Origin of the sequence: Leucobacter chromiireducens subsp. chromiireducens (assembly GCF_016758255.1) — a bacterium.
GTDB lineage: Bacteria > Actinomycetota > Actinomycetes > Actinomycetales > Microbacteriaceae > Leucobacter > Leucobacter chromiireducens.
The window spans coordinates 66,013-79,390 of record NZ_QYAD01000006.1; the positions used below are offsets into that span (position 1 = coordinate 66,013).

The following is a 13,378-nucleotide window of genomic DNA, read 5'->3' on the forward strand; positions in this document are numbered from 1 at the left end:
CTCAAGCGGCTCCTCGACTTGCCGACTAATTCGATACACGTCAATATAGAAGTATGTCGAATCAAGAAGTCGAACTGATCATTGTCGGATCCGGCCCCGCCGGGTACACCGCGGCGGTCTATGCCGCGCGTGCGGGTCTCGCGCCGGTCGTGATCGCGGGCTCAGTGACCGCGGGCGGTGCGTTGATGACGACGACCGAGGTCGAGAACTTCCCAGGCTTCGTCGATGGCGTGCAGGGCCCGGAGCTGATGGAGGCGATGCGGGCGCAAGCGGAGCGGTTCGGCGCCGAGATCGTCTACGACGACGCGACCCGCCTCGATCTCGACGGCGACGTGAAGACCATCGAGACCGGCGCCGACGCGACGTACCGCGCGCGGGCGGTGGTACTGACGATGGGATCCGCCTACCGCAAGCTCGGCCTCCCCGAGGAAGAGCGCCTGTCGGGGCACGGAGTGTCCTGGTGCGCGACCTGCGACGGGTTCTTCTTCCGCGAGCAGGAGATCGTCGTGGTCGGCGGCGGGGACTCCGCGATGGAGGAGGCCCTGTTCCTCACCCGGTTCGCATCGAAAGTCACCGTCGTGCACCGCCGGGACGAGTTCCGGGCGTCGAGAATCATGGCACAGCGCGTGCTGGACGACCCGAAGATCGAGGTCGCCTGGAACAGCGAGGTCGCCGCGATCCTCGGCGACGAGCAGGTCACCGGGCTCACGCTGCGCGACACGATCACCGGGGCTGAGCGCACGCTCGACGCGACGGGGGTGTTCGTCGCGATCGGTCACGACCCGCGCTCCGAGCTCGTGACCGGGCAGGTCGACACCGACGCGGACGGGTACGTGCGAGTCGCGCACCCGTCAACGCGGACAAACCTGGCCGGGGTGTTCGCAGCCGGGGACCTCGTCGACCACACATACCGGCAGGCGATCACGGCCGCAGGCACCGGTTGCGCGGCCGCGCAGGACGCCCAGCACTACCTGTCGAACCTCGCACCCGCCACCCCTTCCGAGCCCGTTCGGGAGGTCTCCGCATGAGCACCGTCACTCCCGTCACCGACACCACCTTCCAGGCGGAGGTGCTCGAGTCCGAGCTGCCCGTCGTGGTCGACATTTGGGCGACCTGGTGCGGCCCGTGCAAGGCGATCGCCCCGATCCTGGACCAGCTCGCCAGCGAGTACGCGGGCCGGGTGAAGATCGTGAAGGTCGACGCCGACCAGAACCCCCAGACCGTAACCGCGGCCGGCGTGACCTCGATCCCGACCCTCGGCTTCTACCGGAACGGGGAACGTGTCGACGTGCTGATCGGCGCGCACCCGAAACCCGTCTACATCGCGAAGATCGAGGAGCTGCTCGCATGACCGGCGCCCTGACCCGTACCGCCCCGAAGCGGCTCTCCACCCTCGACAAGTGGCTGCCGCTGTGGATCGGCCTCGCGATGGTCGCAGGCCTCCTGCTCGGCCGTTTCGTGCCCGCACTTTCAGATGCGCTCTCGGCGATGGAGGTCGGCGGGATCTCGATTCCCATCGGGCTGGGCCTGCTGGTGATGATGTATCCGGTGCTCGCGAAGGTCCGCTACGACAAGGTCGCCGCCGTCACCGGAGACAAGAAGCTTCTCGTCTCCTCGCTCGTGCTGAACTGGCTCGTCGGCCCCGCGGTCATGTTCGCTCTTGCGTGGATCTTCCTGCCCGATCTGCCGGAGTACCGGACCGGGCTGATCATCGTGGGTCTCGCCCGCTGCATCGCGATGGTGGTCATCTGGAACGACCTCGCGTGCGGTGACCGTGAGGCGACTGCGGTGCTGGTCGCGATCAACTCGGTCTTCCAAGTCGTCATGTTCGCAGTGCTGGGCTGGTTCTACCTGACCTTGCTGCCGGGCTGGCTGGGGCTGGATACACAAGGGCTGGAGATTTCGGTCTGGCAGATCGCATTGAACGTGCTCGTGTTCCTCGGCATCCCGCTCATCGCGGGCTTCGCCTCCCGCTTCATCGGTGAGAAGCGCAAGGGGCGCGACTGGTACGAGGAGAAGTTCCTCCCGAAGATCGGACCGTGGGCGCTGTACGGTCTGCTGTTCACCATCGTGCTGCTGTTCGCACTGCAAGGTGAGCAAGTCACCTCCCACCCGATGGACGTCGCCCGTATCGCGCTGCCGCTGCTGGTCTACTTCGCGCTGATGTGGTTCGCGGGCATCCTCCTCGGGAAGGCCCTCGGCCTGGGCTATGCCCGGTCGACAACGCTCGCGTTCACTGCCGCTGGCAACAACTTCGAGCTCGCGATCGCTGTCGCGATCGGAACCTTCGGCGCCACGTCCGGGCAAGCGCTGGCCGGTGTCGTCGGCCCGCTCATCGAGGTGCCAGTGCTCGTGGCCCTGGTCTACGTCTCGCTCTGGGCTGCGCGAGCCTGGTTTCACACCAACCCTTACGCTACCGAATCGAGGACGTCATGACCGACACTACCGTCATCGCCGACGCCGACGCATGCGCTCCTTCCGCATCGCACGCGATCGGCGCCGAGACCGCGACCACCGTGGCCGGGGCACTGAAGGCGCTCGCTGACCCGCTGCGGTTGCGGATGCTGTCGGCGATCGCGAACGGGCCGCGCGGCGAGTCCTGCGTGTGCGACCTCGCGGAGCTGGCCGAGGTGTCTCAGCCCACCGTCTCCCACCATCTAAAGGTGCTGAAGGAGACCGGGATGCTGCTGTCGGAGCGGCGCGGCACCTGGGTTTGGTACCGGATCGCCCCAGGCAAACAGCGCGCCGTCGCCGCCCTCCTCGATGCCTTCGCACCGGCTGCAGTTTCCGGTGAGCCTGAGAGCCCCTCCGAACGAGCCGAAGCGCTGCAGCAGATGGACGCCCGGGTCACCCGCCTCGCCGACGAGCTCGCGGATGAACTGACCGGACTGAGCAGGGATCTCGTGATCGCGATCGTGCGCGAGTCCTACGCGGGGCTCGTGCGGTCGGCAAAGCTGACGCAGCACATGATCCCGCTGACCGAACGGTTCGCTCGGCAGCGTCTCACCGACCTGGCCAAGGATCGCTCCTCTGGGGTGCCGCAAGTGCTGTTCGTCTGCGTACAGAACGCAGGACGATCCCAGCTCGCCGCCGCCATCGTCAACCAGCTCGCTGACGGTACCGTCATCGCACGGTCGGCGGGCTCCACCCCTGCGTCGGAGGTGCACCCGCACGTGCGCTCTCTGCTCACCGAGATCGAGGGCGAGCAGGAGGCTGAGACGGCGTTCCCGAAGCCGCTCACCGATGACGCCGTGCGCGCGGCCGACGTGGTGATCACGATGGGCTGCGGCGACGTATGCCCGATCATCCCCGGTGTCCGCTACGAGGACTGGGCCGTGGGCGACCCGGCTCTTGCCTCCCCCGAAGGGATCGAAGCAATCCGCGACGATATCGAGGCCCGGGTTCGTGGCCTCCTCACTACTCTCACCAGCCAAGCATGAAGGAAACAAGAATGACCGAAACCCAGAAGCCCTCCGTCTTGTTCGTCTGCGTGCACAACGCGGGCCGCTCGCAGATGGCCGCCGGCTACCTCCGCCACCTCGCGGGCGACCGCGTCGAGGTCCGCTCGGCCGGGTCCATGCCCGCTGAACAGATCAACCCGGTCGCGGTCGAGGCGATGCGCGAAGAGGGCATCGACATCACCGCCGAGGCGCCGAAGGTCCTCACCACTGAGGCCGTGCAGGACTCGGATGTCGTGATCACGATGGGATGCGGGGACGCCTGCCCGTTCTTCCCGGGCAAGCGCTACGAGGACTGGAAGCTCGACGACCCAGCCGGGCAAGGCATCGAGTCGGTGCGCCCGATCCGAGACGACATCAGGGGCCGCATCGAGACCCTTCTCGCAGAACTGCTCGTCTGAGAAGCTACGAGCACCGGAGGGGCAGAAGCCAATGGCCCTGCCCCTCCACTGTGTTTCTGGGTTCTCGATCTCTGCGGCGAACACCGTTGTGCCGTGGTGTGACCCAGTGATCGCGTCACCGATCATTCCCTCTCTATCGAGATGCGCCCCGCAGCGCTGCTTCGATTTGCTCCGGTGTGGGCGCTCCGGCAAACCCGCTCTCGGTCGCGTAGACCCGGCATGCGAGCGAGCGAACCGGGGCCGTCGGGAACAAGTCGACGCCATCGACGAGGATCGTGGGCGACCCTCCGAACTGAGTGCTCGCCGCCTCTGCCTCCGTCCGGATCGTCACCACCTCGACAGGAACGCCCCCAAGCCCGAGAGCGTCCAGCGCCGCGCGTGCGTTGGCTTCGGCGATGTCCGTGTTCGGGCAGTCGACGATGTGCAGCAATTCGACCTTCATGAAGCGGGCTCCGTACGTTCGCTGTCCGCTTCCGCGCGAGGGGTAGATCCGAGGAGGTTCAGGCAGACCAGTCCGACCCCGATCACGACGAATACGTCGGCCACGTTCCCGACGAAAAGGTCGCCATAGGCGAGGAAGTCGGTCACGTACCCGCGCCCGAACGCTGGCTGGTTCAGCATCCGGTCGATGAGGTTGCCGACCGCGCCGCCGAGGACCAACCCCAGCGCGAGACCCCAACGGACACCACGCAGCCGCACGGCGAACACGATCACAGTGACGGAGGCGAAGAAGCCGATGAGGGTGATGATCCAGGTGGTCCCGGAGCCGAGTGAGAACGCGGCTCCGGGGTTGTAGACCAAGGACAGGCCGAACAGGTCGCCGACCAGCGGGACCCGTTCGCCCGGCGTCAGCTGCGCTACGGCGAGGGCCTTTGAACCCTGGTCGAGCACCACAGCGAGCACGGCCACAACGAGGGCGATGCCAAGGGCTTTCCTCTCCCGCGGCCGTGTCCGCTGGTCCGCGTACTCTTCATTGACCGTCCCAGCGACGTCCTGGGCGGTCACGCGCTGACCTTGCGTGTGCGGGCGGCTCGCAGGCCATTGAGGATCACGATCACCTCGGCGATCTCGTGCACGAGCACCACCGCGGCAAGTCCCAGGACGCCGAAGAGCGCGAGCGGGAGCAGGGCGGTGATGATCAGCAGCGACAGGATGATGTTCTGGTTGATGATGTGGCGTCCACGACGGGCGTGGTTGAACGCGCGCGGCAGCAGGCGCAGGTCGTGGCCGGTGAACGCGACATCGGCCGACTCGATCGCCGCATCCGACCCGGTCGCGCCCATCGCGATCCCGATGTCCGCGGCGGCCAGCGCAGGGGCGTCGTTGATGCCGTCCCCGATCATCGCGACCGACCCCTTCGCACTGAGCTCTGCGATCGCGGCGGCCTTGTCCTCCGGGCGTAGCTCGGCGCGCACGTCCTCGATGCCGGCTTGGGAGGCGAGGGCGCGGGCGGTGCGGGCGTTGTCGCCGGTGAGCATCGTGACCCCGACGCCCTGCGCGGCGAGCGTGCGCACGACCTCGGGGACCTCGGGGCGCAGCTCGTCGCGGACGCCGATCGCCGCGACAGACTCGCCGTCGCGGTGCACGATCACGACCGTCATGCCCTGCTCCTCGAGCCCGGCGACCCGGTCGCCGAGGAGTCCGGCGTCGAGCCAGCGGGGGCTGCCGACCGTGATCCGGGCCCCGTCGAGTTCGCCTTCGATGCCGTGCCCGGCCTGCTCGGTCACGCCCTCGGCCGCGGGGTCTCCCGGTGCGGCGGCGGTGATCGCGGCGGCGAGGGGGTGGGTGCTGTGCTGTTCGAGCGCGGCCGCCCAGGCCAGCGCCTGCACCTCGGTGACGCCGTCGGCGGTCAGCACGGCGGTGACGGCGGGCTCGTTGCGGGTGAGGGTGCCGGTCTTGTCGACCGCGACGTGGCGGATCACGCCGAACCGTTCGAACACGGCCCCGGACTTGATGATCACGCCGAACTTACTCGCCGACCCGATCGCGGCCACCACGGTCAGTGGCACGGAGATCGCCAGCGCGCACGGAGACGCGGCGACCAGCACGACGAGGGCGCGGGTGATCCACAGCTCCGGGTCGCCGAACAGCGACCCGATGATCGCGACCAGGGCGGCGAGGATAAGCACGCCCGGAACGAGGGGTCGGGCGATGCGGTCGGCGAGCCGGGCGCGGTCGCCCTTCTCCGCCTGCGCCTTCTCCACCAGGTCGACGATCGTGGTCAGCGAGTTGTCCGTGCCGGCCGCGGTCGTCTCGACCTCCAGCGCACCCGCGGTGTTGATCGCGCCGGCCGAGACCGTGTCGCCGGGTTCGACTTCGACCGGGATCGATTCCCCGGTGATCGCGGAGGTGTCCAGGCTGGAACGTCCTGTACGGACGATGCCGTCGGTCGCGATCCTCTCACCCGGCCGCACCAGCATCAGCTGGCCGACGGCGAGGTCCTTCGCGGCGACCTCGACCGATACGCCGTCTCGGCGGATGGTCGCGGTCTCGGGGACGAGCTTGAGCAGCGCCCGGAGCCCGCCGCGGGCGCGGTCCATGGCCTTGTCTTCCAGTGCCTCGGCGATCGAGTACAGGAACGCCAGGGCGGCGGCCTCCTCGACGTAGCCGAGGATCACCGCGCCGACTGCGCTGATCGTCATCAGCAGGCTGATGCTCAGCTTGCCCTTGAACAGCTTCCGGATCGCGCCGGGGGTGAAGGTCGACGCGCCGAGCAGTAGGCCGATCCAGAACAGCGCCAAGGCCGGGATCTCCATCCCGGACCACTCCAGGGCCAGGCCGGTGAGGAATGCGATGCCGGAGAAGACCGGGACCATGATCCCGCGGTCCCGCCACCAGGGGCGCTCCGCCGCCTCAGTTTCCTCGCCGACTGTGGTCTCGGGCTCGTCGTGCTCGCAGCCGCACGCCGCGCTCACTCGCCCGCTCCGGTGCCGCAGCAGCCCGGTACCGTGCACGAAGCGTCCACGCAGGGCGCGTGCTCGTCGACCGCGAGCGTTACGTCCACCAACGCGGTCAGTGCCGCCGCGAGGTGTGGGTCGGCGATCTCGTAGCGCGTCTGCCGCCCTTCGGGCTCGGCGACCACGATCCCGCAGTCGCGCAGACAGGTCAGGTGGTTCGAAACGTTTGAACGCGTCAGCTCCAGCTCGCGCGAGAGCACGGCGGGGTAGCTCGGGCCGCCGAGCAGGGTCATCAGGATCCGGGAGCGCGTCGGGTCCGCCATCGCCCGGCCGAGCCGGTTCATGACGTCAAGACGAGAAGCAATAGTCAGCACACACTGACTATACAGCCAGGACTGACGCAAAGCGAGCGAGCGGTGACCCTACGACACTGGTTCCACGCCGAGCTGGATGAGTTGCGGGACAGGCGCGCAGCACGATCCCGCACTGGCAGCCTCGTCCGGCGCGTCGAAGAGTCCCGACCCGCCACACACGCCGGTATCGGGGAGCACGAGGTCCACCCGCTCGGCGGCTTCGCGGTCGCCTGCGATCGCGGCGACGACGCTGCGGACCTGCTCGAACCCGGTCAGGGCCAGGAACGTCGGCGCGCGCCCGTACGACTTCGCCCCGACGATGTAGAACCCTGGCTCCGGATGCTCCAGGTCGGCGGCCCCGGTCGCGCGGATCGAGCCGCAGGAGTGCAGGTTCGGGTCCACCTCGACCGCGACCTTTACCGGCGCCTGCAATCGCATGTCGAGCTCGAGACGGATCTCGGATAGGAACGACAGGTCAGGGCGGAACCCGGTCGAAACGAACACCCGGGACGCCGGAGCAAGCCGGCGTCCATCTTCCGCGACGAGAACCGCCTGCCCGCCCTCAATGACCACCTGGTCGGTGCGGAACCCGGTGACGAGGTCCACGAGCCCGTCTTCGACTGCCTTCTTGGCCCGCTGGCCCAGCGCCCCGCGTTCGGGCAGTTCGTCGGCGGTCCCGCCGCCGAAGGTGTTGCCGACCGTGCCGCGGCGCAGCACCCAGCTGATCTGCGTCCCCGGCTCTCGCTTCGCAACCCTGGACAGGATCCCTATCGTCGTCGCGGCAGAGTGCCCGTTGCCGACCACGACCATATGCTGTCCGGCGAGACCTGTGGCGTCTTCGATCGTGGGCATCCGGTGTTCAACGAGTCCCGCCTCGGCGGCGGCTCGTTCCCCGAGCGCGGGGAGACCGTCCGCGCCGACCGGGCTCGGGGTGTGCCAAGTGCCCGAGGCGTCGATCACCGCGCGTGCTTCGATCCGCTCCTCGCTACCGTCCGCACGCTCAACGTGCACGATGAAGGGCTGCTCGGCACGCCCGGCATCGACCGAGAGATCCCGGCCCTTGCGACCGACGCCGACGACCCTGGCCCCGCACTGGACGCGGTCGCCGAGCGTCTTCGCGAGCGGGGCGAGATATCCCTCGATCCACTGCGCCCCGGCCGGGTATCCCTGGGACGGTGCCGCCCATCCGGTGGGCTCCAGCAAACGACGCGACGCCGCATCGGTGAGTTCCGTCCACGGCGAGAACAGACGCACATGCCCCCATTCGGCCACCGCCGCAGCTGGACCAGGACCGGCTTCCAGAACCAGCGGGTTCAGGCCGCGCTCGAGCAGGTGCGCAGCTGCCGCGAGTCCCTGCGGGCCCGCACCGATGACGACGACGGAATCCATACCAACCTCCACACATTGACGTTCTTCGATATGAAGAGTCTGCTCGTCGTATCGACATCTGTCAATATGTGAGGCAGAATGGGGGGCATGACCACTCTTCCCGTGACGATCGACGCGGCACCCGCGGAGGCGTCGTGCTGCGCCCCTGCGACCGACGCGGTGGTCGATGACGCGACCGCGCATCAACTCGCGAAGGTGTTCAAAGCGCTCGGCGACCCGAACCGAGTGAAGCTGTTCTCGCTGATCACCGCGAGTGCGAGCGGGGAGATGTGCGTGTGTGATCTCACCGAACCCGTCGGGTTGTCGCAGCCGACGGTGTCACACCACATGAAGCTCCTTGTCGAGGCCGGGCTCGCCACCCGTGAGCAGCGCGGCAAGTGGGCGTACTACCAGCCCACGACCGGCACCCTCGCCGACGCGGCACGGGCGTTCACAGCCTGATGGGACCGATCCTGTTCCGGCCGATGGCCGAGTCCGACTGGGCCGAGGTCGAGAGCATCTATCGGGCGGGGAGCGCCACCGGGCACGCCACCTTCGAAACCGCCCCACCCGCGACCTGGGCCGCATTCACTGCAGGCAAGCGCCCGGAGCTCAGCCTTGTCGCCATCGACTCCACCGGCCGGGTCCTCGGGTGGGTCGCCGCGTCTCCCGTGTCGACACGAGCCGTGTACGCGGGCGTTGTCGAGCACTCGATCTACATCCACCCCGACGCGGCCGGTCACGGAGTCGGGCGCCGCCTTCTCGCAGCGTTCTTGGATCTCACCGACCAGCACGGGATCTGGACTGTGCAGTCATCGATCTTTCCGGAGAACACCGCGAGCTTGCGCCTGCACGAGCGGGCAGGGTTCCGCGCTGTTGGACAACGAGAGCGGATCGCCTGCATGGCCTACGGGCCGCACGCCGGCCAATGGCGCGACACGATCCTCGTCGAACGCCGCACAGATGGAGAACGAAGTGAGGGTGCATCTTCTGCGAATACGCACCCTCACACCCAGTCCAGCGCCCCGTCGACCCGCAACTTCACGCCGAATCGTCTTCAGGAATCCTGAACTTGCGGGTTTCCTATAGCATTCGTGCGCGGGTGTCGAAGAGCTCGAGTTCGGCGGGATGGAGTTGGTGCTGCACGACGAAGCTGCGGTCCTTGATCTTCCAGAGGCCCTGCCCGATGCCGAGGCCCGGGAGCAAGGATCTCTCAGTGCCCGTGAGGCCGAGGGTCTGTGCCGTGACGCCGAGCTGGTCGGACTCTTGCCGGTAGACGATCCGAGTCTCAGCGTTCGCGAGGAGCGACGAAGCGAGGCCTCGCATCCGCGATCCCTGATCACCGACGTTCTCAAGGTCCGAGAGCTTGTGGAAGACCAGCAGGTTTGCCAGCCCGTAGTGCCTGGCGAGCCGCCACTGCGCATCCATGCGAGCGAGAAGGCTCGGGTAGGACATGAGACGCCACGCCTCGTCGTAGACGACGAAGCGTTGCCCGCCGGCCGGGTCTTGGAGCGCCGCTTCCATCCACGCGGCCGCGCAAGTCATCAGGACCGCAAGCAGTGCCGAGTTCTCGGCCACTCTTGAGAGATCGAGCGAGAGCATCGGCAGGCTGGGATCGAACTTCTCGGTGCTGGGACCGTCGAACATCCCGGAGAGGTCGCCGGCGACGAGCCTGCGGAGTGCGTGTCCGACCATGCGACCGTCTTCCGCGAGCCGGCCATCGGGATCGTCGGTTTTCGCGGGTGCGAGGATGCGGTTGACGACCATTGGCAGGATTGGCACTTCTGCGCAGCGCACCGCATCGGCGAGGGCAACGTCGATCGCGGTGTGCTCCACGGGCGTGAGGCGGCGGTCGAGCATGGTCTCCGCGAGCGCCCCGATGAGATCCCGACGACGGGCTGCGACCTGTGCCGCCAAGTCCTCATCCGGGATGCCGCCCGCCCGGTAGCCCTCGTCCAAGGGGTTCAGCCGGGTTGGGAGCGACGGGCCGAGCACGATGGCGCGGCCGCCGACGGCCCGGGCGACGGAAGTATGCTCGCCCTTTGGATCTCCCGGGATATAGACGCGGCGCCCGAACGGGAGTGCCCTGGTGTAGAGCGCTTTCGCGAGTGAGGACTTCCCGCTCCCGACGATGCCGGCGAGGATCATGTTCGGGGCGGTGATGACCCCTTGCTTGTAGAGCTGCCAGGGATCGTAGACGAAGGAACCGCCCGAGTAGAGGTCTTGCCCGACGAAGGTTCCGGCAGAGCCGAGCCCGCCTTCCGCGAGGAACGGGTAGTGCCCCGACAGGGTGGCAGAGGTGTCCTGGTGGCGCGGGAGTCGGAACCGGCCAGGCGTGCGCAACGCTGCGGGCCCGTCTTCGCCAGCCCGCGGCAGGTAGTGGATCGCGCGGCGAGCTTCGCGTTCCTCGTCTGATTGGGCTCGGGCGGCGACGATCGCGGCGGTTCTCGCTTCGGCTTGGATGCGGGCTGCGGCTTGCGCACGGGCTCGGCGATGCCTGCGCAGTTCCCCTTCCGGGCCGACGAGCACGGAGGTATGGAGCCGCCCGGGCTCGGCCTCGCCTGATTCGTGGCTCATCGTCCGAGGCCTCGCAGTGTGGGGTGGTTCACGTAGTTTTGTCGGTTGATCGTCGGGGTGCCGAGACGTTCCCGCCGCGCTCTCCGCGAATCCGCCGCAGCACCGTCGCGTTCCAGGGTGCCGGCTGGTGCGGCATGGCGGGGGTCAGCGATGCCGAGCAGCACTGAGCTGGGCAGGCTGTCTTCGGCCCGGTAGAGGGCCATGTGCCGATGGTCATGGTTGTAGACCAGGGTGTAAGCGTCGAGCGTTGCCACACGGTTGAGCGAAGCAACGGGAACCTTGTCGTAGACATACCCATTCTCGAGCGCAGCATCGGCGGTCTCGTCGCCGAAGTCGTAGCCTGCGAGCTCCTGTACCGCAGCATCTGTGCCCCCGGCTTCGATCAGGTCGAGCGCGTGGCCGGCTTCGTCGCCCTGCAGGAACACCACGTTGATGAGCCGCGAAGGGGCTTCGCTCGTCTGAAGCGTGGGCTGCCAGGCGATCCGGCCGGCCGCAGCCTTACCCGCGTCGAGCCGCCGCTCCGCTTCGCCGATGAGGGAGGCGGCCTGGCGAAGCTCGGCCGCTGCGGTGAGCGCCTCCTGGGTGCCAGCGGCACGATCACCGGCGTCATTCGCTGCGCGCCCGCGGGCGTCGGTGTGGCCTTTCGCGAACTGGCTGAGCACCTGTTCGAGGGATCGCACCGCGCCGAGCAGGTCGCCGAGCATCCCGTACATGCGCTCGGGCTGGTCGAGCACGATGCTTGCGTGGGCGAGGCCGCGCATCGCCTCGTACATCTCGGCCGCGTCGGCGGCAGGATCGGTGAAGGCCGGCATGATCGGGACTCCAATTGAGAGAAAATGGCGGCGGTCAGATGGATCGGCACAGCGGCAGTGCCGCTGCGGTGAAGGCCTGGGCTTGCTGCCCGACGAGCCTCCTCGTTTCGCAGGAGGCCTGGATCGCGGCCTGTTCGATCTGCGACGCGGCAGCATCGAGCTCGCTCGCGGTCGGCGCCGAGACGGATACGAGGCCGACGACGCGCAGGACGCCGTGACCTGCGGTGAGCTCCGATTCCTGTTGCAGGACATCGCTGTACTCGGCGGAGGCTTGCGTGTCTTCGACCTGGCCGATCTTCCGACGTTGCGCGGCGTCGGCGATCATCTCGGTCTTCTTCTTCCGCAGATCGCGCGCTGCCTGGTCAGCCCGGACCGGGAGGTAGTGCAGCGAGAGCGAGCGGAGCACGCCGCCGGTGAGGACGAGCGGGGCGAGGAACCCGGGGAAGGTCTGCGCTCGGGGCCATTCGCTGATCCACAGCACCGCATGGTGTGCGCTGTCGGAACGGAGCCGATCCCATGATTCGTTCACCGCGACCGGGCCGGCGATGGCGAGAACCCGGCCCAGCTTGCCGTGCCGTTCCAGGGCGGGACCCGCAGCGGGATCGTAGGCGGTACGGAGGATGAGGGCGACATCGCCCGGGGTGAGCCAGCCGGTCATGTGCAGCTCGGCGCTGCGGAGCGCGGTCTGGAACGACTGCATCTCCTGACGCAGTACCGCTGCCGTGCCCTTCATCCCGCCGCCTGCCGAACGGATCTGCCTGGCGGCGGCGCGCATGTCGATCGACAGCGACACCGTGGTGGCGTGGCGCTCGCCTGCGGGGCCAGCCCGCTCGATGAGTTCCCGGTAGGTGGTCGCCGCCCAGGAGCCGTCGTCGGTGCCATGCTGCCGCCACCATTCGGTGAGCCCGGATCCGGAATCTGGGAGGGTGCGCTCCATGACCTGAATGCGGGCGATGCGACCTGAGCGGCAGGCGGCGGCGAGCACTCGGCCCCAGCCGGTGACGCGGCGCTGCTGCTCGGCGGGGTCGAGGAGCACGAACGCGGGATGCTGCACCCCGCACACCGCGGTGAGGGTCTGCGCGTGGGGGTCGTGGATCATCGCCGCTCCCGTTTCGGGGTCTACCCATTCCCGGAGTGCCGCCATGTCGCCGGGGAGCGCGAGCGTGCCGGCGGGGCGGGGCTTCACGACGCGCCTGCGGTAGCGGGTCTGCTTCGCCCGGGTGCGGAGTATCCAGCGGGTGACGATGGGCGCCCACTCGATGACCTTCCGCCCGCCGACGGGCACCCAGGCGATCGCGACGAGCGACGCCCACGCGGGCGACGCCCAGGCGAGGCCCGCACCTCCGTTCGTGTAGAGGCCCGCGACGACGATGAGCAACGCGACCGCGAGCACGATGAGCTGCGGAAGGGAGAGGCCGAGGAGGATGCCGCGGCGCGTGAGGCGGGAGAACTGCACCGGCCGTAGCTCGAACCTCTCCGCTGCAGCGGTGGTGGACGCGTGCGAGGTCATGG

14 protein-coding genes and 1 pseudogene are annotated in these 13,378 nt (G+C 68.4%); 7 read left to right on the forward strand and 8 right to left on the reverse strand.

Features of this window, described 5'->3' with window-relative positions; genetic code table 11:
* Positions 1 to 53: 53 nt before the first annotated feature.
* Genes trxB through D3226_RS14220 form a run of 5 tightly spaced genes read left to right on the forward strand, consistent with a single transcriptional unit; the run spans position 54 to position 3,859 of the window.
* The gene (trxB, locus tag D3226_RS14200; RefSeq protein ID WP_130452331.1) at positions 54 to 1,028 is read left to right on the forward strand and encodes a thioredoxin-disulfide reductase; all 975 of its coding nucleotides are present in this window, start codon (positions 54 to 56) and stop codon (positions 1,026 to 1,028) included.
* Positions 1,025 to 1,351 carry a thioredoxin gene (gene trxA / locus D3226_RS14205; RefSeq protein WP_130452332.1) on the forward strand — a complete coding sequence of 109 codons (327 nt, stop codon included), beginning with the start codon at positions 1,025 to 1,027 and terminating at the stop codon, positions 1,349 to 1,351. Before trxB ends, trxA begins: the two co-directional genes overlap by 4 nt.
* Positions 1,348 to 2,436 (forward strand): ACR3 family arsenite efflux transporter, encoded by a 1,089-nt coding sequence (arsB, locus tag D3226_RS14210; RefSeq protein ID WP_130452333.1) that lies wholly within the window; start codon positions 1,348 to 1,350, stop codon positions 2,434 to 2,436. Before trxA ends, arsB begins: the two co-directional genes overlap by 4 nt.
* Positions 2,433 to 3,440, forward strand: coding sequence for a metalloregulator ArsR/SmtB family transcription factor (locus D3226_RS14215; protein ID WP_130452334.1), 1,008 nt, complete (start codon positions 2,433 to 2,435; stop codon positions 3,438 to 3,440). Before arsB ends, D3226_RS14215 begins: the two co-directional genes overlap by 4 nt.
* A gap of 11 nt (positions 3,441 to 3,451) precedes the next feature.
* On the forward strand, positions 3,452 to 3,859 hold the full coding sequence (locus D3226_RS14220) for an arsenate reductase ArsC (protein WP_130452335.1): 408 nt from the start codon (positions 3,452 to 3,454) through the stop codon (positions 3,857 to 3,859).
* Between the two features lie 133 nt (positions 3,860 to 3,992).
* Here D3226_RS14220 and D3226_RS14225 read toward each other — a convergent pair whose 3' ends face one another.
* Genes D3226_RS14225 through D3226_RS14245 form a run of 5 tightly spaced genes read right to left on the reverse strand, consistent with a single transcriptional unit; the run spans position 3,993 to position 8,498 of the window.
* The gene (locus tag D3226_RS14225; RefSeq protein WP_130452336.1) at positions 3,993 to 4,301 is read right to left on the reverse strand and encodes a hypothetical protein; all 309 of its coding nucleotides are present in this window, start codon (positions 4,299 to 4,301) and stop codon (positions 3,993 to 3,995) included.
* Entirely contained in the window at positions 4,298 to 4,864 is a 567-nt protein-coding gene (gene lspA, locus D3226_RS14230; RefSeq protein ID WP_130452337.1) for a signal peptidase II, read from the reverse strand. The genes D3226_RS14225 and lspA overlap by 4 nt, the downstream gene beginning before the upstream one ends.
* Complete coding sequence (locus D3226_RS14235; RefSeq protein ID WP_198677426.1) at positions 4,861 to 6,774, reverse strand: heavy metal translocating P-type ATPase; 1,914 nt, start codon at positions 6,772 to 6,774, stop codon at positions 4,861 to 4,863. Before D3226_RS14235 ends, lspA begins: the two co-directional genes overlap by 4 nt.
* Positions 6,771 to 7,130: a Cd(II)/Pb(II)-sensing metalloregulatory transcriptional regulator CmtR gene (gene cmtR / locus D3226_RS14240; protein ID WP_130452339.1), complete on the reverse strand. Its 360-nt coding sequence runs from the start codon at positions 7,128 to 7,130 to the stop codon at positions 6,771 to 6,773. Before cmtR ends, D3226_RS14235 begins: the two co-directional genes overlap by 4 nt.
* 48 nt (positions 7,131 to 7,178) lie before the next feature.
* The gene (locus D3226_RS14245; protein WP_130452340.1) at positions 7,179 to 8,498 is read right to left on the reverse strand and encodes an NAD(P)-binding domain-containing protein; all 1,320 of its coding nucleotides are present in this window, start codon (positions 8,496 to 8,498) and stop codon (positions 7,179 to 7,181) included.
* An 87-nt stretch (positions 8,499 to 8,585) separates the two neighbouring features.
* Between D3226_RS14245 and D3226_RS14250 the strand changes: the two genes are divergently transcribed.
* Both D3226_RS14250 and D3226_RS14255 read left to right on the forward strand, forming a co-directional pair.
* On the forward strand, positions 8,586 to 8,939 hold the full coding sequence (locus tag D3226_RS14250) for an ArsR/SmtB family transcription factor (RefSeq protein ID WP_130452341.1): 354 nt from the start codon (positions 8,586 to 8,588) through the stop codon (positions 8,937 to 8,939).
* Positions 8,939 to 9,442: pseudogene (locus D3226_RS14255) on the forward strand (GNAT family N-acetyltransferase); the annotation flags it as partial. The gene D3226_RS14250 and the pseudogene D3226_RS14255, both read left to right, overlap by 1 nt.
* 118 nt (positions 9,443 to 9,560) lie before the next feature.
* On the opposite strand, the gene D3226_RS14260 reads toward D3226_RS14255, so the two are convergent.
* Genes D3226_RS14260 through D3226_RS14270 form a run of 3 tightly spaced genes read right to left on the reverse strand, consistent with a single transcriptional unit; the run spans position 9,561 to position 13,376 of the window.
* Positions 9,561 to 11,054 (reverse strand): ATP-binding protein, encoded by a 1,494-nt coding sequence (locus D3226_RS14260; RefSeq protein ID WP_130452343.1) that lies wholly within the window; start codon positions 11,052 to 11,054, stop codon positions 9,561 to 9,563.
* On the reverse strand, positions 11,051 to 11,866 hold the full coding sequence (locus D3226_RS14265) for a hypothetical protein (RefSeq protein ID WP_130452344.1): 816 nt from the start codon (positions 11,864 to 11,866) through the stop codon (positions 11,051 to 11,053). Before D3226_RS14265 ends, D3226_RS14260 begins: the two co-directional genes overlap by 4 nt.
* A 34-nt stretch (positions 11,867 to 11,900) precedes the next feature.
* A complete protein-coding gene (locus D3226_RS14270) occupies positions 11,901 to 13,376 on the reverse strand; it encodes an SCO6880 family protein (RefSeq protein ID WP_130452345.1) in 1,476 nt (491 codons plus the stop codon).
* Between the last annotated feature and the right edge of the window lie 2 nt (positions 13,377 to 13,378).